The organism is Mucilaginibacter pedocola (assembly GCF_002013915.1).
Lineage (GTDB): Bacteria > Bacteroidota > Bacteroidia > Sphingobacteriales > Sphingobacteriaceae > Mucilaginibacter > Mucilaginibacter pedocola.
This window is the reverse complement of the sequence record NZ_MBTF01000001.1, coordinates 677,046-698,143: the sequence shown is the minus strand read 5'-3', so window position 1 is coordinate 698,143 and position 21,098 is coordinate 677,046. Positions and strand designations below refer to the sequence as shown.

Sequence of the window (21,098 nt, the reverse complement as noted above, 5' to 3'; positions counted from 1 at the left end):
TTTTGATTTCACCGATTCTATTTCACCGATTTCACAGATTTTATTCTATGATTTCACCGATTTTTTTTCCTCATCTGCACATCATTCGGAACGAAGGCTCTTCACCGGATTTACCAATGCAGCTTTTACCGATTGCATACTAATGGTAGCAAATGCAATTAGCGCAGCAGAGCCACCTGCAAGGGCAAATACCCACCACTGTATAGTTATATGGTAAGCAAAATCCTGCAACCATTTATCCATGGCGTACCAGGCCACCGGCGAAGCAATTACTACCGCTACGATGATGAGCCATAGGTAATCTTTAGCTATCAGGGTAACAATACTGCTTACGCCTGCACCAAGCACCTTACGTATACCAATCTCTTTTACGCGCTGCTCTACCGTAAAACTAACCAAGCCAAAAAGCCCAAGGCATGCCAGGAAAATGATGAACACGCTAAAACAAGTGAACAATTGCTGAAGCTTAAATTCTGCTTTATATTGCTCGTCCACCTGGTCGTTTATCCAGTTATAATCGAAGGCTCTCTCGGGATAAAACTGTTTATAAAGTTTGCTCATTGCCGTAAGTACCTGCTTTTCGGCACCCGGTATAACTCTTATCAGCATATAACCATATTGCGGATTATCCAGCCCCATAATTAACGTGGGCTTGATTTTGGTGCGTAACGATTCGCTGTAAAAATCTTTTACTATGCCCACCGGCATGCCTTTAAAGTTTACAGGTACATTCAGTTTTGCGTTCAGGAAACCGGCCGTGTAAGAAGTGATTACCAGGGGCTGTATCGCAGCTTTATCTTTTGTTTCTTTACTACTCCCCCACATTGCTGAATCTGCATTGATAACGTCTGATGGTGTGCCTGCGTCAAGCAACCTGCCCGATTTAAGCTGAAGCTTTAACACATCACTCAAATCGGCATCCGCCTGTATAAAAAATACGTTTACCTTTTCGCCCTTCACCTCTATGGTTGTAGACATATTGCCCGCTCCCCCTGTTGGGTACCAATTGCTGATGCTTGCATTTTCTACACCCGGTAATTGCTTTACCGCTTGTTTAAATACCTGCCCGGTTTTGCCCCAGTCGGTAAAAGCTATACTTATGAGGTTATTTTTATCGAAACCTAAGTCCTTTGTCCCAATAAAATCGAGTTGGTTATGCACAATCAGCGTAACCAATATAATGGCAACCGATATGGCAAACTGGCCAACAACCAATGCCTTCTTCAGGAAATTAAGCTGGATATGTCCGGAAGCTTTCCCCCTGAATATAACGCTTGGTTGCGGGCGCGATAAAAACCAGGCCGGATAAATACCCGTACCGATGCTTACCACCAATACAACTACTATTGCTACCAACAGAAATACAGAATCGTACAAACTAACGGTTAAGGCATGCCCCAAATAGCTTTCTACCGGTTTTATTAAAAACTGGTAAAGTACAATAGCGAGGGTAAACGATATGGCAAAAAACAAAACCGACTCCGACAAAAAGCGCATCATGAGTTGGCCGGTACCTGCTCCAAGCACCTTGCGTACGCCTGTTTCTTTTGCACGTGTAAATACCCTTGATATAGTAAGATTGATGAAATTAATACAGGCAATAAGCAACAGAAAAACAGCAACTGCACCAAAAATGTACACGTTTTGCATGCTGCCCTGTACTCTTTGTCCGCCCGCCAGATCAGATCTTAAATAAACATCTTTTATGGGCTGAAATTGAAACAGGTAATCAGGTTTTTTAGGTGTAACCTTTGCTTTATACCAGTTATTTACCTTGGTGGTAAAAGCAGAAGCCGATGTGCCGGGTTTCAACAAAATGTATTGTGCCATAAATGTAAAAGCGCCGTCGGGTTTAGGCATCTCATCATAGCTTGGCGGCAACTCGTCGAGCGTAATAATGTCCGACCGCAGGTGTGTGTTTTGAGGTATCTTATCTACAACGCCGGTAATAAGGCATGCCTTTTTTTCGCCAAAATCAGGCACGGTGTATACTACTTTACCTATCGGGCTTTGGCCGGGAAAGTATTGTTGTTGTATTTTTTGGGTGATGATGAGGTTGGTATAGCCTTTTACAAACTTCCTGGGGTTGCCCTGTACTATGTTAAGGTCGAGCACGTTCCAAAGCGTCGGTTCGGCACGCATGCTTTCAAAGGCTACTCCATCTTTGGCTTCGCCGAGCCTAAGCCGATTTTTCACAACGGATATGCGGCAATAATCAGCCACCTCGGGCAGGTCTTTTTTTAGCGATGGCCCCAGACCAGAAAAAGTAACAGCCTGCCGCTCCTCACCTTTAACGGCCGAGTTGATGGATATTACTCTGTAAATATCGTCGCCCTTGCTCCATTGTTTATCGTACGATAGTTCGTCGATAACAACCGCGGCAACAATTAAACAGGCGGTAAGCCCGGTGGTTAAACCTATAATGTTAATAAGCGAATAAGCTTTATGTTTCCATATGCTCCGCCAGGCTATTTTTATGTTATTCATTTTCTGGGATTACACCGATTTATTTTTGCACCGATTCCACAGATTTCTCTGATTTCACCGATTCTATTGGTTAATAGTTGATGGATGATAGTTCATGGTAGCTGCACGCAATTAACTGCCATGAACCATCATCTATGAACTTACTCGCTCCTCAGGCTCTTCACCGGGTTTACCAATGCAGCTTTAATGGCTTTATAGCTTACAGTTAGCCAGGCGATACCCATTGAGCCTACTATTGCCATAATGAATACACCAGCTGTAAGCGGTATGCGGTAAGCAAAGTTTTGCAGCCATTCCGACATTACATACCAGGCTATCGGCATAGCTATCATAAAGGCTACCCCTATCAGCAGTAAAAACTCTTTAGAGAACATGAACACGATGTTTGCCACCGAAGCGCCCAATACCTTGCGCACACCTACTTCTTTGGTACGCTGCACCGCCATATACGATACCAGCCCATACAAGCCCAGGCAAGAAATAAAGATGGCTATGCCTGCAAATATTTTGTAAACCAGTGCCAGCTTGTTTTCCTGCTCATAAAATTTAGCAATGTTATCGTCGAGGAAGTACCCATTATAAGCGTACTCCTGATAGGTTTGTTCCCATAGTGATTTAATAGCTGCGGTGGTTTGGGCAAGGTGTGCTGTTTCTATCTTCACTGCTGCCAGGCTTTCAAATTGTTTGCGGGGCGAGATGGTAATAGGCTTAACGGCATCGCGCAAAGAATTTGTTTTAAAATCTTTAACCACGCCGGTAATAGTTGCCCAGGTTTTGGCACCGCCAACTTTCAGTGTTTTGCCAATAGCATCTTCGGCTTTGTTAACCCCCAGTTTGTGTATCAATGTTTCGTTAACCACTACCTGGCGGACTGTATCGCTTGGGTCGTACCCTTTGCCGGCTGCAAATTTAAACCCGAAGGTTTTAAAATAATCCGCATCGCCATATTTCAGGAAGGTGGCGAAGGTGGCACCTTTAGGGTCGTTGTTATAATAAAAGTTCGAGGCCCAGTTGTTTTCTGACGATGGCGCATCTGAAGCAAAGCTTACCGATTTTACCTGAGGGTTTTGAAGCAATTGCTGTTTAAAGGTTTCTATTTTGCTCAGGCTAATGCTGTCGGTATAACCGGGCAGTATTAACACCGCACTTTTATTGAAACCTAAATCGGCTTCGTTTACATAATTCATTTGTTTTACGGCTACCAATGTGCCTATGATGAGTAATTGCGCAATAACAAACTGCCCAACTACCAGCGCCCGGCGCAAGGGTATGCCGCCAACAGATGCAGCGGTAATTTTATTTTTGATGGCCAGTATAGGTTTAAAGCCCGATACGATAAGCGCCGGATAAATACCCGATAACAGAATAACCGCAACTACTGTGAGCGATAAAAATGCAACGGTACCCCAATTAAACAAACCCATATTTTCGGGTACGCTGGCAATGTTTTTTAAATGAGGAAGCGCTACCAGGCCTATGGCGATGGCTATTATAACCGAGAATAATACTATCAATGTTGTTTCGCCAATTACCTGCAATATAAGTTGTTTACGGCTGCTACCCAACACTTTGCGTATACCCACTTCTTTTGAACGCCCTACCGACTGTGCTGTAGAAAGATTGATAAAGTTGATAGATGCCATAACGATGATGAGCACTGCAATAAGCCCTAAAATACGCAGCGTTGCCATGCTGGTGCTATGATCGCCGAGGGTATTGCCGAAACGGGTATCAAAGTGCAGATCTTTAAGGGCTTGCAAAAAGTGTGCACGGGTTACTTTCGTTTTATCTTCTGAGTACTTAGCAGTGAAGCCAACCAACTGTTTATCCATGTTTGCGGCTGACATATTTGCGGGTAATTCGGCAAATATCTGGTGGTTGCTGCTTAACGATCCCCATACGTTCGAGTAATCATAATCGTTGGGGTGTTGTTTCCAGGTGATGTAAGATACCATCACTTTAAAAGGAAAATCGCTGTTGCCCGGTGCATCAGCTGTTACACCGGCAATTTTTAACGTTAAAACGTTATCCATTTTTAGCGTTCTGCCCATGGCAGTTGTCCAATCGCCAAAGTATTTGGTAGCGGTACTTTTATCTATCACCACCATATTAGGTTGCAATAGGGCTTTTTTGTCGCCGGCCAGCCAATCCCATTGAAAAATATCGAAGAATTGCGGTTCTATAAAAACCACCCCCAGAGGTTCGGAAAATTTTTTATCGTTAACGGCGTTGGTCGGGTCGTTACCGGGTACGGTTAACTGGCTACCATAACTGGAGTTTAACGCCGCAAATTTTACCTGCGGAAAATCGATGCGCAAAGCATCCAGCCCGGGGACAGACACGCCCGGGTTATAGGTAGTACCATCCTCGCCCATTTGCTGGGTTACCACATGGTAAATGTTTTTGTAATTGCTAAAATTAGTGTTAAAGCTTAGCTCGAACTGCAGGATAACGAAAATGAGCAACGAGGCAGCAATGCCCACACTTAAGCCCGAAATATTTATAGCAGAATAACCTTTATGGCGAATGATATTACGCCAGGCTATCTTGAAGTAGTTTTTTAACATGGTAAGATCTTTTGTACCTAACGTAGTTAAAAGCTATACCATATTCACAAATGCCTCATTATTAATATTTTATTTATTTAACAAGTTGTTCGGAATGTACGCATGTGTAACAGTGGGTGTTCGGTTACGATACAGTGGCGATAGTAAACAACGAGAAAATAGTGGCTCTCAATTTAACCCTGTATGCTTCACCCGCATTTTATACTGGCTTGGCGTAATGCCCTCTATCTTCCTGAAGGCACGGCTGAAGTAGTTGAGATTGTTAAACCCTGCTTTAAAGCAAGCTTCGGATATACTGTTGTATGGGTTATTCATCAGTTGTTTGGCGAATTGCAGGCGCTCCTTAATGATATAATCCACCGGCGATATGCCCAACTCGTGCTTAAAGGCGCGAAAAAAACTCGCCTTGCTCATAAAGGCCATACGGCAAAGGGCATCGATGCTAAGTTTGCTGGTCAGGTTGTTTTTGATGTATTCCAGCACATAAGCGAAGCGGTTATTGCCGCTGAGTTCGTGTGCGCTATCCTTCAGCTCGTTAAAATTCTGCATCTGCATAATGCGGATGAGCAATTCCTTCAGCGTCAGATTGGCCAATACGTCCTTGGTTAGCGCATCGCCGGTGCTAATGCGGATGAGCTTATTAATAAGCTGCGCCAGTTCGTAATTATTGAAGAAGTGGAACTGATTATAGTTCAGCCGCCAGTCGTGCTTGTCTTCGCGCGGATAGTTTTCGTTCAAAAAATCAAGTGTATTCAATATCTCCTGCTGGTTGATAGCCAGCGCGGTGCATTGCGAAGGTTGATTAGCGGTGGCTTCGGGGAAATCTATCTTCATGGTGATGTTGGGCGGTACAATCACCGTTTCGCCGGGCAGGTAATCAAAGCCGGGCTTATCAAACAAATGCATCACCTTTTTACCGCGTAGCATGCTGGTTATCACCAGGTCCGTAAAAGTAAGCGGCACCAGTTCGCTACGCTGATAAGTTTCAAAAACATTCAGTTCGCAATGGTTAAGCGTGTAGGCTTTGCGGTTTTCTACCAGTGTGTTAAGTTCTTTCCCGGTGGAAAGGTTGAGCGGCGACAATAAATTCCCGTTTGTCATGGGCTTATAATTTGGTAAATTAAAAGTAGGGGTATTTTAAAGCATCTGCAAACGCCAAATATTTTTTGACACCATTGTGCTATCAATTGATAACATCGTGCAAATGCCCGATGATGCCCCCGCCTACCTTAGCCTTTACCAATTCGAAACAAAAAACTAATTATCATGAGCACTAATTCAAAACCTTCTTTTCAGGAGAAGTACGACAATTTTATTGGCGGCAAATTTGTTGCCCCCGTTAAAGGAGAATATTTCGATAACGTATCGCCCATTGATGGCAAAGTGTTTACCAAAGCTGCCCGCTCTACCAAAGAGGATATTGAGCTGGCTTTAGATGCCGCACACGAGGCCTTCAAAACCTGGGGCAAAACATCGGCCGCGTACCGTGCCGGCTTATTAAATAAGATAGCCGATATCATTGAAACCAACTTAGACTACCTGGCAACGGTAGAAGCTATTGATAACGGCAAAGCCATTCGCGAAACCAAAAATGCCGACCTGCCGTTGGTGATAGACCATTTCCGTTACTTCGCCGGTGTTATACGCGCCGAAGAAGGCAGCATATCCGAGCACGACGAATACACCGTTTCTATAGTAATCAACGAACCGCTGGGCGTTGTTGGCCAGATCATTCCGTGGAACTTCCCGCTGCTAATGGCCACATGGAAGATAGCCCCTGCACTTGCAGCCGGTAACTGCTGCGTAGTAAAACCGGCCGAGCAGACACCAACATCCATTATGGTGCTGATGGACCTGATAAAAGATGTATTGCCCGCGGGCGTACTAAACATCGTAACAGGTTTTGGCCCCGAGGCGGGTAAACCATTGGCATCGTCTCCTCGTATTGCCAAGGTATCGTTCACCGGCGAAACAACCACCGGGCGTTTAATTATGCAGTATGCGTCAGAAAACCTGATCCCTGTTACTATAGAACTGGGAGGTAAATCGCCAAACATCTTCTTCGAATCGGTTGCTGATGCTGATGATGAGTTTTTTGATAAAGCCATTGAGGGCGCCGTGTTGTTCGCCCTGAACCAGGGTGAGGTTTGTACCTGCCCATCGAGGATATTGGTGCACGAGAACATTTACGATAAATTTATGGCCCGCGTTATTGAGCGTACTAAAGCCATTAAAATGGGGCACCCGCTTGACGATAGTACCATGATGGGCGCGCAAGCGAGTAACGACCAGTACGAAAAAATACAATCGTACCTTAAAATTGGTAAAGAAGAAGGCGCCGAGGTGCTTTGCGGTGGCGATGTAAACAAACTGGATGGCGAACTGGAAGGCGGCTACTATATTCAACCTACGCTGTTTAAGGGCAATAACAAGATGCGGATTTTCCAGGAAGAGATATTTGGCCCGGTTGCCTGCGTTACCACCTTTAAAACAACCGAAGAAGCTATTGCTATTGCCAACGATACCATGTATGGCCTGGGTGCCGGCGTGTGGACCCGCGACGCACACGAAGTTTACCAGGTGCCCCGCGCTATACAGGCCGGGCGGGTGTGGGTAAATAATTACCACGCCTACCCTGCCCACGCACCATTTGGCGGGTACAAAAAATCGGGCTTTGGCCGCGAGAACCACAAAATGATGCTTGATCATTACCGCCAGCATAAAAACATGCTGATATCGTATAATAAGAATAAATTAGGGTTCTTTTAATGGATGTTAGTGGCTATTTAACCGCAAAGTGCACAGAGGATTTGCAAATTGACGAGCGCAAAGGACGCGGAGGTTTTAAGAGAAAGTTGGTTGAAAGCGATAAAAAAATCTTTGCGCCCTTTGCGTTAACCGACATGCAGATACTCTGCGAACTTTGCGGTAAAAAAATCGCCGTTAAAGCAACAACGTAACATATGGTAAAGCGCGTATTAGTATCCCCCGAAGCATCCACCCTGATAGCCGAGCTAAAAACCCGCTTCGGTGAGTTGATGTTCCACCAAAGTGGTGGTTGCTGTGATGGCTCGTCGCCGATGTGTTTTGAGAAGGGCGATTTTAAGCTGGGCGGTGCCGATGTAAAACTGGGCGAGATAGACGGCTGCGAGTTTTGGATGAGTAAGGACCAATTTGAATACTGGCAACATACTCAGCTTACCGTTACCATTGTAAAGGGCCGCGGCTCCAGTTTCTCTATCGAGATACCTACCGGCTACAGGTTCATGATACAATCGCGTATGTTTACTGACGACGAGCTGGCCGATTTAGAACCCGTTAGCTTTATTGAAGATTAGGCTTTTTACTCAGGTTTATATTTTAATGATGGGAGCCCGGTTGCTTTAAGCGCCGGGTTTCTTTTTTTATTTTCCCAGTGCCCGGTATAAAGTCATCACCGAATCGATATTTACCGCATTGGGTAAAGTCATATCGTTAAAGCCATGCACCCCTTTAATGTTTTCTATAGCAATTGGTTTAAAAGCCATCGACCAGTTAGGGAACAACCGTTTTTTCAATTCGCCCTCTTTATGCAACTGCAGATCATTATGGCGCTCGTCGCGGCATAATTTTTCGTGCAAAAGTTTTACGTTAGCTTCTTTACCCTCTATCAACTGCACAAATTTGCCATCGAAATAAAACAGAACACCGGTTACCCCCATAAATAAATTCCGCTGTCGCGATGGTACAAGCAATTCTGTTAAATCCTCATCGGTAAACGGAATACTGGCGTAACTACTGTAAATTAGATAATACATTAGTACTAATATACCAACCACGTGCCAGCTTTAGGCTCGTTATTCCTTATTGGGTTAAGGTAATTAATAAACATGCCGCAAAAGCACTGCGGTATTGGCGTATTTACTCGTGCGCAACTTAACAAGAAGCCCCCATCTTTACATCCAACCAAAACATAAATAATGATGGAAAGCATTAGAGATATTGTAAAAAGCATTAACAAGGCATTCGAAACCAACGAGATGGATAAGTTTGTAGGCCACTGCGCCGATGATGTGGTTTGGAATATGATAGGGCACGTGTTATTGAACGGCAAACAAGCCATCCTCGATTTTATGAAAGATGCCCCCGCCGGTTGCGAACCTATTTTACACGAAGACGTAATCGTGGTTGATGGCAACAACGCCGCCTGCACCGGCAGTATGGAAATGAAAAACCCCGATGGCAGCCCGTACAAAGGCCGCTTTTGCGACGTATATAAATTTGTAAATGGCAAGGTGCAAACCATGGATAGCTACATCATCGAAATAAAGGAATAGCTTCTTACTTCTCCGCTTTTACAAAAAGGTAATCGATGGCCTTCCCATCAGCAGATATCGTGGCTTTTAGTTTGTCGCCTGTTAGTACGTACTCTATCTTTTTAGGAAAATCGTGCTCGGGGTTTTCGCAGGTAAAGCTATTGTCGCTTATTTGGGTAAGTTTAAAATGGCCTTATCCTTTATCAACAAAGTTGTGCGTTCGGTAATGGTGGTATCGGTACCTCTTATGCGCGCGCCAAAACCTTTTAATTCGGTAAGGCTTTTCTGCTCCCATTGCTCATAGCCCGATGTGCCTGCACGGGCATTGGTACGTATCCATTTGCCAATCAGCCAGCTCAGTTTACTCATATCAGGCTCGGCAGGGTCGCGCTGGGCAAAGCACAAAGCCGGTATCAGCAGTAAGGTTATCAATATCAAGCGCATACAGGTAGGTTTTATGTTATAAAAGTACGCATAAAATAAACTCAACATCATAAAAATCTCTAACAAACTTGCAAACCCCTCTGCGAACCTCCGTGTAACCTCCGCGTTCTCCGCGGTTAAATAGCCACCAACCCAGATCCTAATTTATTTTTTCAATATAAATGAAATATTAGTAATTTGTACAACAACGCTAAGCCACCCAAAAATGAGCGAACTGCCTGAAAACATAAAGGCCGATATTGAAGCCGTAAGCCGGATACCCATCGTACAATCGATACTGGAGGTGGTTTGCCGCAGTACGGGTATGGGCTTTTCGGCAGTGGCGCGCGTTACGGAAGACCGCTGGATAGCCTGCAGCGTGCGCGACGAGATCAACTTCGGACTGGTACCGGGTGGCGAATTAAAACTCGAAACCACCATTTGTAACGAAATAAGGCAAAGCGGTGAAGCCGTTATTATAGACCATGTGGCACTCGACCCTGCCTTCGCCCAACACCATACCCCCGCTATGTATGGCTTCCAAAGCTATATTTCGGTACCTATCTTTTTAAAGAATGGTGCCTTTTTTGGTACGCTCTGCGCTATAGACCCCAAGCCCAACATTCTGAAGACGCCGCAGACAACCGGCATGTTTACGTTGTTTGCCGAATTGATAGCCTTCCACCTTTCCGCATCCGATCAACTCTCTGCTTCTGAAGAAAACTTGCTTACCGAGCGCAGGAACGTAGAAGTAAGTGAACAGCTTAACCGCGATTTGGAGAGCGCCAACGACGAGCTGAACCTGATACAGGGGCACCTCGAAAACGTGATAAGCAAGCTAATGGATAGTGAGGAACGCCTGAAGCAAGCTATAGAAACCGGCCACATGGGTACATGGAGCATTAACCCGGAGACCTATGAGGTTACCATCTCGGGGTTTATTAAAGAAATGTTCGGTTTTCCGTTGGACGAAAACGTTTCGATGGAGAAAATAATGAATGCGATCCATCCGGAATACCACCAAATGCTTACAACCGTATTAAGCAACGCTATTGCTAAAGGCGAAAGCAGCGATACCGAATACAGCATCACCAACCAGCAAACAGGCGAAACAAAATGGGTGCGCGCTACTGGGCGGGTATTCAGCACAGCAGACGGTAAGCCTATGGAATATTCGGGCTTGTTCATGGATATCACCGAACGCAAGCTCGACGACCTGCGCAAGAACGACTTTATAGGCATGGTGAGCCACGAACTTAAAACGCCCCTTACAACCCTTAGCGCCTATATACAAATGCTGCGCGGCCGCGCACAAAACAATGCCGATGATTTTACCAATAATGCTTTAGATAAAGTTGGAGCGCAGGTAAAAAAAATGACGGGCATGATAAACGCATTCCTGAATGTATCGCGTTTAGATTCGGGTAAAATACAACTGGAAAAACAAGAATTTGTACTGAACCTTTTGCTTGAAGAAATGATTCAGGAAGCCAGGGTTACCACAGCACACCACACCATCACCTTACTGCCGGGCGAACAAATAAGTATTGTGGCCGACCGCGATAAAATAGGCAGTGTAGTTAGCAACCTGCTCAGTAATTCAATCAAATATTCCCCTCGTGGCAACATTATAGAAGTGGAATGCAAAACTGAAGGTAGAAAGGTTGTAGTGAGCGTTCGCGATGAAGGTATGGGTATAAAACCCGAACACCTGGACAGGTTGTTCGACCGTTTTTACCGTGTAGAAACTAAACATACCCAGCATATAAGCGGCTTTGGGATAGGGTTATACCTCAGCGGCGAAATCATCCAACGCCACGATGGCAAAATTTGGGCAGAAAGCGAAATTGGCAAAGGCTCTACCTTTTACTTCAGTTTGCCTTTGGAATAAGAGGCGGCCTTGCTTAATTCTTTAGTTTGGTAACGGCCGCTGCAGAAGGCTTGAATGGCCACTCCTTATTTATTTTGGCTTTGATGAAATAAACCACACAGCCGGCAGCAATAGCAATTAATCCCCCGGAAACCATTTCGAGCCCGGTAGATACCAATATGGCAAACCACATTGCAATAGCCACATAAACCGGCACCGGGAACCAAGGCATTTTGTACGGGAAAAGATTTGTTTTGCGCTGTTTCCGCAATAATAATAAACCTATTGCCTGGGCTATAAATTGGGTAAGTATACGCATAGCTAAAATTGCGTGTATTACATCTACCAATTTTAAACGCAGGCTAAACACAAAGGCAATACCGCCCAGTGCCAATAGCGACACATATGGGAAGTTTTTTGTGGGGTGCAGTCGCGCAAATACTTTAAAAAAAGCGCCATCGGCCGCGGCGGCATAAGGTATACGGCTGTAACCCAAAGTTGCCGAGAATACTGAGGAAAAGGCTACCAGCAGTATCAGGCAGGTAACCACTTTTGCAGCAACGGGCCCCATTAGCATGTTCATAAATTCGCTGATAACAAATTTACTGCCCATAGCCTGCTGCCAGGGTATAACGCTTACCACGCTTACATTCATCAGCATGTATAACAGAGCAATACCCACTATTGAGAAAAACATACTGCGCGGAATGTTGCGCGAGGGGTTAATAATTTCGCCACCCAAATGGCAAACATTGTAGTAACCGAGGTAGCTGTAAACACTTTTTACACTGGCAAAGCCGATAGCCGCCACAAAGCCATAATTGAGGTTAATACCATCATTAATATGCGCAATTGGGTGAAAGAAATTGCCGTGGGCTATACCACCAAATATTATCCAGAGCATAGTAACCAGTACCCCTACCCAAAGCACCATACTTATTTTACCAATGGCCTCTATTTTACGATAAAGTAGTATTACAATAAGCACCACTACGGCACCGCTCATTATTTTACCTTCGATGTATGATAATGGCATCAGGTACGAAAAGTAATCGGCGAAGCCTATGGCCGCTGAGGCTATTACCAATGGCGCCTGTATCATGGTTTGCCAAACAAACAAAAAGCTCATCAGCTTGCCCAGTTTGGTTTTGCCGTAAGTTTCTTTCAGGAAATTGTATGACCCGCCGGCCATGGGGAATGCTGCGCCGAGTTCGCTCCAAATCATGGCATCAACCATTGATAGCAGCGCCCCTGCAAGCCAGGCATATAAAAACCAGGGGCCGTTCATGGTGGCAATAACCATAGGCAGGGTTATAAAAGGCCCAATGCCTACCATATCGGTCATGTTAATGGCTGTTGCCTGTGTAAGGGTAAGGCGGCGCGCGAGTGTTTCTTCAGCCATAGCCTGCAAAAATAAATGTACGCGGGCACGCGCTAAAATTTATTGGGTCAGCAGTTTGTAAATGTTGATGTAGTCCGAAAGTCGGTGAGTCGGCAAGTCCGAAAGTTGCATTGTGTTTATCAGATCAAACTACCAACTTTCGGACTTTCGGACTTCCTGTCTTGCGGACTTCCGGTCTTCAGACTCAACTACTCACACTCTATACTTTCCAACTTAAATTTCTTCATTTTAACGGGCACCACGGGTGTGCTGTCTATGTTTCCTTTCAGGGCAAAAAGGGCAATAAACCGAGGTTCAATGTTTAGTTCCTTTACCCCTATCTCTTTATAGGCAGCATTGGCACCGGCACCACCGGCATACAACAAGCGGAAATGGCTGCCTTGCTTTTCTATACGCAGCGCCGTACGCTTCATGTTTTGCGCAATAATGTCCTTATTGGCCAGGCTATCTAAAGTAAGCACCGTGTTGTGCACAAACTCTTCGGGTTTATTACTTCCGCTGGTGGTTATACCTTGCACCAATATCTCTTTCGGGCGCTTATAGCCGCCAAAAAAATCGTTATACGCTAAGGATACCCTAATGGCTTTACTGGTAAGCGTGGTATCCTCCAGCAACAAAATACCGGCTTGCTGCCATTCGGCCATAGGTATAAAGTCCTCCATATATAGCTCGGCCATAAAGCAGCCGGCCGGGAGGTTACGTACTAACAGGTTGCTTATTTTAGGTAATGCTGAACTACTATCAGGCCAATTATCGCCGTTTAAGGTAAACATGGTAAGCAGGCCGGGTACATCGTTACGGCGGGCCCAGTATTGTTCTTGCTTGTTTAAAACTTGCCATTCCCTCAATAGCACCTGCTCACTAACATCTTTAAAATCTTCGTGAACGGATATATAATTACGCCATTTAAATGAACTGTAACCGGCAACAAGTAACAGTAAAGCCACCAGGAAAGCCCATACCAGGCTCTTGCCTTTTTTGGGTTCCTCGGGCAAAACGGGGGCGGCAAGGTGCCGTTCGCGGTATAAAAACCAATATGGGTGATGGCTTTCGGTATCCTTGCGCTGTATCTCGTTGGTATAGGGTGCTTTAAGTACATAACGCGCAAGGGTATCCATAGATGCCACAGAGGGGTTTTCCTGCCCGTTATCGTTTAAAATAAATATCGAGTAATTTTTTAATGACCGCCAACCTACGGTGAGCCCTGTATGGTCCAGCAGTTGTTGCTGAAAAAGCTTGCCTTCTGTTTCGGTTAATGGTTGTGTAAGTGGGCCGCCAAAACAGCGGGAATAGGCTTCCCGGTATAGTAAACAAAAAACTTGCAGGTCGGCATTCTCCATGATCGTGTCGGCAAATACAATTCCGTTAGGTTTCCGCTCCGCTACCGCTTAAAAACGGTGCCTTAGCTGACCTTTGGTAGCGCAATATCGCATTCTCATCCACTTTATCAAACATGAAATATTTGTTTTTTTTATTTATCACCATAGTTCTCGCCAACAGGGCAAATGCGCAACAACTGCAACTACATTATGATGTGCGGCATAGCTTAAACCCGGGCCGTTACAGCAAAAATTACCCTACCCTTTACTTCGAATATTTTAAGCAGCCGGATAGCGGGCGAGCCTTTGTTAAGCCCGGAAGCTTCCTGCTAAAACTACAGGCCGACATGTTGGGCAAAAATGGTAATATGGGTAAATACTACATGCAGGTATCGCAGGAGGTAAGGTTTTGGAAACCTAAAATATACATCAACCTGCAATACAGCGGTGGCTTGGGCATTACCGAACCAAGACAATACAGTTACTACATTAACAATACCTTTTGCATTGGCCTTAGCTACCCGTTTAAATTGGGAAACGCCTTTTTGAGCAGCGTACTCAACTACCGCTATACCCCCTACATTAAACCCAGCAAAGATTTTTTATATACCCTGTATTTTTACCGAGGCTTTTTAAACTACCGGGCAGAATTGGCAGGCAGCCTATCGGGCTGGACGGAGAATAAAAACCATGGCGACGATGCAACCGCGGGGCTGCAGGGTAAGCGTTTTTCGGTGTTTGCCAAGCCGCAGTTTTGGTACCGCTTAAGCGGAGGGCTGTACGCAGGTAGCAAACTGAACATCTACTACCATGTAAACACACCCGATAACGTGGTGGAAGCCTACCCCACCATTGCCATGAAAATAAAACTATAATTATTTGCAGGCAGGTGTAACACTGCCGCAAAAACATCCGTCAATGGGAATATAAAGCAGCCGGTGCCTTTGCTATTTGTTAAGTGGTAGCAAAAGCGTGCCTTGGGTAAGGTGCTCAACATTGGGTTAAGTGAGTAAATTGCTTGTTGGCCGGCTGTTTTTTCTGATTGATATTTTGCAAATATATTTCCCCGCCTTTACTAATATTGCCTGCAAGTCCGAACTTCTATCCGGTTCGGTAGTTATCAGCTTATGAAGATATTCCAGCAGGGGCTTCGCTTACAGGCACGCAGGCGCGGTTTCCATATTATTACCCATGAAGTTGAACATGCCTTGCCGCAATTGGCCGAGATAAGGATGGGGATATGTCAGGTATTTATTCAGCATACGTCTGCTTCGCTTTGCATTAACGAAAACGCCGACCCAACCGTTCGGCAGGATTTTGAAATGTACTTCAACAAGGCCGTGCCCGAAAACGACCCCGATTACATACATGATTACGAAGGCAGCGATGATATGCCAGCGCACCTTAAAGCAGCTATGCTGGGCTGTTCGATAACCATACCCATTCGTAACGGCCGGTTGGCATTGGGAACCTGGCAGGGCATTTACCTTTGCGAACACCGCAACCACGGCGGACAGCGCAGCATTATGATAACCGCCTGGGGCGAATAACCAATAAGTAAGCCTTTATTGATCCTATAAATCTGCATATTTGTAGTAAAGCTTATGAAAGTTAATGTACTTGCATTTGGCATTGCCAAAGATATCTTCGGCGGCAGCAGCATTGCTGTTGAACTCACCGGGGATGATACCACAGCGAACTTAAAAAGCACTTTAGAAACCGCCTACCCTCGACTGAAACAATTGGCAAGCTATATGGTTGCCGTGAACAACGAATATGCCAATGATACTTTGCCATTATCGGAACGCGATGAAATTGCTATTATTCCACCAGTAAGTGGAGGATAAGCCATGAATACCCAAATAGAATTACATACCGAAGCGCTAAACGTGCAAGCCTGCATCGATTGGGTAATGTCGCCCGAATCGGGTGGTATTGATGTATTTATAGGCACCGTACGAAATGCAACTCAAGGTAAAACGGTACAGCGCTTAGAGTTTGAAGCCTATGAACCAATGGCCATTAGCGAACTCAATAAAATTACACAGCAAGTTTTTGCCCAATGGCCCGTGCAAAAAGTATTGGTCCATCACCGCACCGGCGTGTTGCAAATTGGCGAAGTAGCAGTAGTTATTGCGGTGTCGGCAGCGCACCGTGCAGCAGCTTTTGAGGCATGCCGTTATATTATAGATACCCTTAAACAAACCGTCCCCATCTGGAAAAAAGAGGTGTTCGACGACGGCGAGGTTTGGGTGGCTGCTCATCCCTAACAGCAACAAGTAACCCTTTTGTAGTGTAAAAATGCTTCGTTACTTATCGTTGCTCTTTACTCACAATATCGCCAATGATCATCTCGGCATGTATGCGCGAATTTTCGATGAACCACAAGTGCGTATCCAGCCCGCCACAAACTACACCCGCCAGATACATACCGGGTAAGTTGGTCTCCATGGTTTCGGGATTGTATTGAGGGATAAATTTATCTTCGGTAAGGTTGATACCCAGTTTGGCCAGGAAATCGAAATTGGGTTTGTAACCCGTCATGGCCATTACAAAATCGTTAGGGATAGTTACTAAGCCCTCGGGCGTCTGTATATCTACTTCGCTTTCGCGTATAGCGGCCAGGTTCGAATTAAAATAGGCTTTAATGCTTCCCTCCTTTATGCGGTTAATAATATCCGGCCTAACCCAATATTTTACGCGGTGGCTTACATCTTCGCCGCGGATAACGAGGCTTACATTAGCGCCCTTGCGGTAGGTTTCTAAAGCCACATCAATAGCCGAGTTGCTGCTGCCTACCACCACTACGTTTTGCATGGCGTAATAATGCGGGTCTTTATAGTAGTGTTTTACCTTAGGCAGATTCTCGCCGGGGATATCAAGGTTAACGGCTATATCGTAAAAGCCCGTAGAAAGTATCACTCTTTTTGCACGGTAGGTTCGCTTGGCGCTGGTGATGGTGTAAGCTTCGCCGTCGTGCCTGATACCGGTAATTTCCTCAAATAAATTTATAGGCAGCTTGTTATCCAATGCGACACGGCGGTAATACTCCAATGCTTCGTTACGGTTGGGTTGTTTGTTTACGCTGATGAAGGGAACGCCGCCTATCTCCAGCCGTTCGCTGGTAGAGAAGAAGGTCATGGTAGCGGGGTAATTGTAAAGCGAATTTACCAGGCAGCCTTTTTCTACTATAACAAAGCTAAGCCCTGCTTTTTGCGCTGCCAGTCCGCAAGCCAAACCAATAGGGCCGGCACCAATAATGAGTATATCGAGCATAGTGCGAAGATAGGGAAACAAGCGTGCAACGGTAAATGAATATCGAATAATGAATTTCGAATGTCAAATGATGAAGGAAAGAAATGATTTGGAAAAATAAGAAAATAAAAAAGGGTAAGCTACTTTTATCGCGCCGCTCAACTCTCTACCCTTGCTGTGTTCCCACCCTGGGGGAGTTCAAGAGGAGCTGGCCGTAAAAGACTTACCCCGGCGCAAAGATAGAAAAATGATGTGTTTACAATTAACAAATTGTTAAAATTGGCAATTATCGCGCCTACGGCTTGATTATCAAGAGGAAAAATTTACTGCGCAGCCCCTGTAAAGTCGAATTGCTGTACAAATTGCCATGGGCCGCCAAGGTATTCCCACAAAGTTAAGCCTGTTCCGCACGCCGTAAACGGCGAAAAGCTTGCCGAAAGTTCTGCGGAAAGTTGTTTGGCAACCGCAGGCTCTACTTTGTTTTGTACCGTTATATGCGGCCAAAGCTTTTGTTTATCCTGCGGGATGAGCCAATGTTGCCATTGCTGTTGCAGGTGTTTATGCAATTGCATTAATGCTGCACATTCAACCTTGTAGGCCACTCCCCTACCTATGCAAACCACCTGCGTTATTTGTAAGTCCATCGGCCCAAATTTTGATGCCGCAGAGGCGATATTTTCAATGATAGTTTCCTCACCGGCCGGTATCTGATGAAACAGCATCAAATGAGCATCTAAAAAGTTCCTTTCGGCAGGGAAATACTTTTTACGTAACTTATTGAAATACAGCTTCGCTTCGGCATCTAAACTAAGTGTTAAAAGTAACGGATTTTCTATGGCCATTTATTTCCTAACCTTAATCTCATAATCAAAGTTTTTTCTTGCATAAATAAATTATTATGCGATACTTTGCACAAATTTTAAAAGCAAGTAAAATTCATCAAAAAATGAATACAAAAAACTCAAACATGACGGTAGCCAAGGCAATATTTGCCCCGGTTGCTGCTGCTTTAGTTTCGTTTGTTTTGCTATCTCTTCCCTGCCGACGACGGGTTTTTATCCCACGCGTTTGAATTAGGTTTTAGTTCCCGCGCCCTCAAAGGAGCCTTTAAACTTCTTTACCCAAACCCACTCTAATTATTAATGGCTTAACCGCCAATAATTTAACGGTAATTTTTCTACTATAATGACCATACAAGATTTTGACATACAGGTAGCTACTGCACAACATGCAGATTTTGCAGCCATGATATGTGAGGAAATGGCAGAATCTGCTAAAGCGCGCGGCACCGGCATTGCCCAGCGCTCGCCCGAATATGTTGCCAATAAAATGCTGGAAGGCAAAGCGGTTATCGCTTTGCATAAAGACGGCACCTGGGCAGGCTTTTGCTATATAGAAACCTGGAGCCACGGCGACTTTGTGGCCAACTCGGGCCTTATTGTAAACCCTATTTACCGCAAGGCGGGTTTAGCCAAAGCTATTAAGCATAAAATATTCCAGTTATCGCGCCAAAAATATCCCGATGCAAAAATATTCGGTTTAACTACGGGCCTTGCCGTGATGAAGATAAACTCTGAATTGGGCTACGAACCGGTGACCTATTCGGAACTGACACAGGACGAGGCCTTCTGGAAAGGCTGCACCAGCTGCGTAAACTTCGACATCCTTACCGCTAAAGGCCGCAAAAATTGCATGTGCACCGCCATGCTGTTCGATCCGGCCGAAGTGCAGAAACAGTACGAAGAGAAAATGAAGAAGATAACGCACAAAGCGACGCTATTAGAGCGAATTGAGGCGGCTATTAAAAAGCGACTCGAGCACGTTATCGCGTTCCATTAACGTTATAGGAGACGCGAAGTATCGCGTCTCTGCAATTAAAATAAACGACACGTAGAGACGCGATACTTCCCGTCTTTTACCCGATACACAATAAAAAATGGCAAAGAAAAAAGTAGTTTTAGCATACAGCGGCGGTTTAGATACCTCATTTTGCTGCATTTATTTAACCCGCGATCTGGGTTACGAAGTACACTCGGTAATTGTGAACACCGGCGGTTTTAGCGATGAAGAGCTGAAAGGCGTTGAGCAACGCGCTTACCAAATGGGCGTAACCAGCCACCACGTGGTTGACGAAACTGAGAACTTCTATAACACTTGCGTGCGTTTCCTCATCTACGGAAACGTATTGAAGAATAACACTTACCCGTTATCGGTTAGTGCCGAGCGTGTAAGCCAGGCAACTGCTATTGCTAACTATGCCAAAGAGATCGGTGCCGAATTTGTTGCTCACGGCAGCACCGGCGCCGGTAACGACCAGGTTCGTTTCGACATGATATTCAATATCCTGGTACCGGATGTGCAGATCATCACGCCTATTCGCGACTTGAAACTGAGCCGCGAAGAGGAGATCGAATACCTGAAGAAACACGGTGTAGAGATGAACTTCGAGAAAGCGAAGTACTCTATCAATAAAGGTATTTGGGGTACGTCGGTAGGTGGTAAAGAAACCCTTACATCGCACCTTGGTTTACCCGAAGATGCTTGGCCAACCCAAGTTACCGAAACCGGCACCCGCGACCTGGAGCTTGTTTTTGAACAAGGCGAACTGGTTGCTATCGATGGTGAAAAATACGATCACCCTGCCAAAGCCATTCAGGCATTGCAGGCCATTGCACAGCCCTACGGCGTAGGCCGCGATATACACGTTGGTGATACTATCATAGGCATTAAAGGCCGTGTTGGTTTTGAGGCGGCTGCCCCAATGATCATCATCAAAGCACACCACACGCTTGAAAAACACGTATTGACCAAATGGCAATTATCGTGGAAAGACCAGCTATCGATGTTCTACGGTAACTGGTTGCACGAAGGGCAGTTCCACGACCCTATTATGCGCAACATCGAGGCCTTTTTGACCGATACGCAGAAACAGGTTAGCGGTAAAGTGTTCGTTCAGCTTAACCCATACCGTTTCCAGGTAGTGGGTATCGAATCGGATCATGATTTGATGTCGAACAAATTTGGCAGCTACGGCGAAATGAACAACGCATGGAGCGGCGAAGATGTAAAAGGCTTCTCGAAGATATTCGGCAACCAGGTGATGATATATCATAAAGTGAACGGCAGCAATGAGTAATCCCGTTTTTTCGCGGAGCGAATGTTTGAGCCACTACCGCTGGGGCGACGATTGCTACGGCTGGAACTACGTGGATACCGACGCGCTATCGATAAAACAGGAACTAATGCCGCCCGATACTGCCGAACAGCTGCACTATCACGAAAGTGCCTCGCAATTCTTTTTCATACTGAAAGGCAGGGCAACATTCAACATCGACGGCGAAACTTATGTTTTAAAACCAGAGCAGGGCATCGAGATAAAACCCGGTCAAAAGCATTTCATTGCAAACAAAGAAAGCTCGGACTTGGAATTTATTTTATACTCTGCACCATCTACAAAACAGGATAGGGTTAACGTATAGC

General features: G+C 45.2%; 20 protein-coding genes and 1 other RNA gene. 11 read left to right on the top strand and 10 right to left on the bottom strand.

The features are described from left to right. Positions 1-81 precede the first annotated feature (81 nt). From BC343_RS03115 to BC343_RS03105, 3 genes are all read right to left on the bottom strand, one after another. Complete coding sequence (locus tag BC343_RS03115; protein ID WP_078346245.1) at positions 82-2,487, bottom strand: ABC transporter permease; 2,406 nt, start codon at positions 2,485-2,487, stop codon at positions 82-84. Positions 2,488-2,627: 140 nt separating this feature from the next. Continuing rightward, positions 2,628-5,054, bottom strand: coding sequence for an ABC transporter permease (locus BC343_RS03110; RefSeq protein ID WP_078346244.1), 2,427 nt, complete (start codon positions 5,052-5,054; stop codon positions 2,628-2,630). A 168-nt stretch (positions 5,055-5,222) separates the two neighbouring features. Continuing rightward, positions 5,223-6,155, bottom strand: coding sequence for an AraC family transcriptional regulator (locus BC343_RS03105; RefSeq protein ID WP_078346243.1), 933 nt, complete (start codon positions 6,153-6,155; stop codon positions 5,223-5,225). 165 nt (positions 6,156-6,320) lie between these two features. Here BC343_RS03105 and BC343_RS03100 point away from each other — a divergent pair, with 165 nt between their 5' ends. Both BC343_RS03100 and BC343_RS03090 read left to right on the top strand, forming a co-directional pair. Beyond that, complete coding sequence (locus tag BC343_RS03100; protein WP_078346242.1) at positions 6,321-7,823, top strand: aldehyde dehydrogenase family protein; 1,503 nt, start codon at positions 6,321-6,323, stop codon at positions 7,821-7,823. A gap of 194 nt (positions 7,824-8,017) precedes the next feature. Then, positions 8,018-8,392 (top strand): DUF779 domain-containing protein, encoded by a 375-nt coding sequence (locus tag BC343_RS03090; RefSeq protein ID WP_078346240.1) that lies wholly within the window; start codon positions 8,018-8,020, stop codon positions 8,390-8,392. 66 nt (positions 8,393-8,458) lie between these two features. Here the strand turns inward: BC343_RS03090 and BC343_RS03085 are convergent, their stop codons facing one another. After that, positions 8,459-8,851 carry a BLUF domain-containing protein gene (locus BC343_RS03085; RefSeq protein WP_078346239.1) on the bottom strand — a complete coding sequence of 131 codons (393 nt, stop codon included), beginning with the start codon at positions 8,849-8,851 and terminating at the stop codon, positions 8,459-8,461. A 162-nt stretch (positions 8,852-9,013) separates the two neighbouring features. Here BC343_RS03085 and BC343_RS03080 point away from each other — a divergent pair, with 162 nt between their 5' ends. Further along, a complete protein-coding gene (locus BC343_RS03080; RefSeq protein WP_078346238.1) occupies positions 9,014-9,370 on the top strand; it encodes a nuclear transport factor 2 family protein in 357 nt (118 codons plus the stop codon). Positions 9,371-9,517: 147 nt separating this feature from the next. On the opposite strand, the gene BC343_RS03075 is transcribed toward BC343_RS03080, so the two are convergent. Then, positions 9,518-9,793 (bottom strand): hypothetical protein, encoded by a 276-nt coding sequence (locus BC343_RS03075; RefSeq protein WP_143822041.1) that lies wholly within the window; start codon positions 9,791-9,793, stop codon positions 9,518-9,520. A 205-nt stretch (positions 9,794-9,998) separates the two neighbouring features. On the opposite strand from BC343_RS03075, the gene BC343_RS03070 reads away from it, so the two are divergent. Then, positions 9,999-11,663 (top strand): ATP-binding protein, encoded by a 1,665-nt coding sequence (locus tag BC343_RS03070; protein WP_078346236.1) that lies wholly within the window; start codon positions 9,999-10,001, stop codon positions 11,661-11,663. Positions 11,664-11,676: 13 nt separating this feature from the next. Here the strand turns inward: BC343_RS03070 and BC343_RS03065 are convergent, their stop codons facing one another. Together BC343_RS03065 and BC343_RS03060 are read right to left on the bottom strand one after the other, a co-directional pair. Next, entirely contained in the window at positions 11,677-13,044 is a 1,368-nt protein-coding gene (locus tag BC343_RS03065; RefSeq protein WP_078346235.1) for an APC family permease, read from the bottom strand. A gap of 188 nt (positions 13,045-13,232) precedes the next feature. Continuing rightward, positions 13,233-14,384 carry a hypothetical protein gene (locus BC343_RS03060; RefSeq protein WP_078346234.1) on the bottom strand — a complete coding sequence of 384 codons (1,152 nt, stop codon included), beginning with the start codon at positions 14,382-14,384 and terminating at the stop codon, positions 13,233-13,235. Between the two features lie 113 nt (positions 14,385-14,497). Between BC343_RS03060 and BC343_RS03055 the strand changes: the two genes are divergently transcribed. From BC343_RS03055 to BC343_RS03040, 4 genes are all read left to right on the top strand, one after another. Then, positions 14,498-15,238, top strand: coding sequence for a DUF5020 family protein (locus BC343_RS03055; protein ID WP_078346233.1), 741 nt, complete (start codon positions 14,498-14,500; stop codon positions 15,236-15,238). A 252-nt stretch (positions 15,239-15,490) separates the two neighbouring features. Beyond that, entirely contained in the window at positions 15,491-15,913 is a 423-nt protein-coding gene (locus tag BC343_RS03050) for a secondary thiamine-phosphate synthase enzyme YjbQ (protein WP_078346232.1), read from the top strand. A gap of 54 nt (positions 15,914-15,967) precedes the next feature. Then, positions 15,968-16,210 (top strand): MoaD/ThiS family protein, encoded by a 243-nt coding sequence (locus BC343_RS03045; RefSeq protein WP_078346231.1) that lies wholly within the window; start codon positions 15,968-15,970, stop codon positions 16,208-16,210. Positions 16,211-16,213: 3 nt separating this feature from the next. After that, positions 16,214-16,633 (top strand): molybdenum cofactor biosynthesis protein MoaE, encoded by a 420-nt coding sequence (locus BC343_RS03040; protein WP_078346230.1) that lies wholly within the window; start codon positions 16,214-16,216, stop codon positions 16,631-16,633. A gap of 43 nt (positions 16,634-16,676) precedes the next feature. On the opposite strand, the gene BC343_RS03035 is transcribed toward BC343_RS03040, so the two are convergent. The 3 genes from BC343_RS03035 to BC343_RS03025 form a co-directional block, all read right to left on the bottom strand. After that, the gene (locus BC343_RS03035) at positions 16,677-17,639 is read right to left on the bottom strand and encodes a YpdA family putative bacillithiol disulfide reductase (RefSeq protein ID WP_078346229.1); all 963 of its coding nucleotides are present in this window, start codon (positions 17,637-17,639) and stop codon (positions 16,677-16,679) included. Between the two features lie 109 nt (positions 17,640-17,748). After that, positions 17,749-17,847, bottom strand: an RNA gene (gene ffs / locus BC343_RS03030) — signal recognition particle sRNA small type. A 94-nt stretch (positions 17,848-17,941) separates the two neighbouring features. Continuing rightward, positions 17,942-18,460, bottom strand: a complete 519-nt coding sequence (locus BC343_RS03025; protein ID WP_078346228.1) for a 2'-5' RNA ligase family protein — start codon at positions 18,458-18,460, stop codon at positions 17,942-17,944. Between the two features lie 343 nt (positions 18,461-18,803). On the opposite strand from BC343_RS03025, the gene BC343_RS03020 reads away from it, so the two are divergent. The 3 genes from BC343_RS03020 to BC343_RS03010 all read left to right on the top strand — a co-directional run bounded on the left by BC343_RS03020 (position 18,804) and on the right by BC343_RS03010 (position 21,097). Beyond that, positions 18,804-19,457 carry an N-acetyltransferase gene (locus BC343_RS03020; RefSeq protein ID WP_078346227.1) on the top strand — a complete coding sequence of 218 codons (654 nt, stop codon included), beginning with the start codon at positions 18,804-18,806 and terminating at the stop codon, positions 19,455-19,457. A gap of 97 nt (positions 19,458-19,554) precedes the next feature. After that, positions 19,555-20,754 carry an argininosuccinate synthase gene (argG, locus tag BC343_RS03015; protein WP_078346226.1) on the top strand — a complete coding sequence of 400 codons (1,200 nt, stop codon included), beginning with the start codon at positions 19,555-19,557 and terminating at the stop codon, positions 20,752-20,754. Next, complete coding sequence (locus BC343_RS03010) at positions 20,747-21,097, top strand: cupin domain-containing protein (RefSeq protein ID WP_078346225.1); 351 nt, start codon at positions 20,747-20,749, stop codon at positions 21,095-21,097. Before argG ends, BC343_RS03010 begins: the two co-directional genes overlap by 8 nt. Position 21,098: the final 1 nt, after the last annotated feature.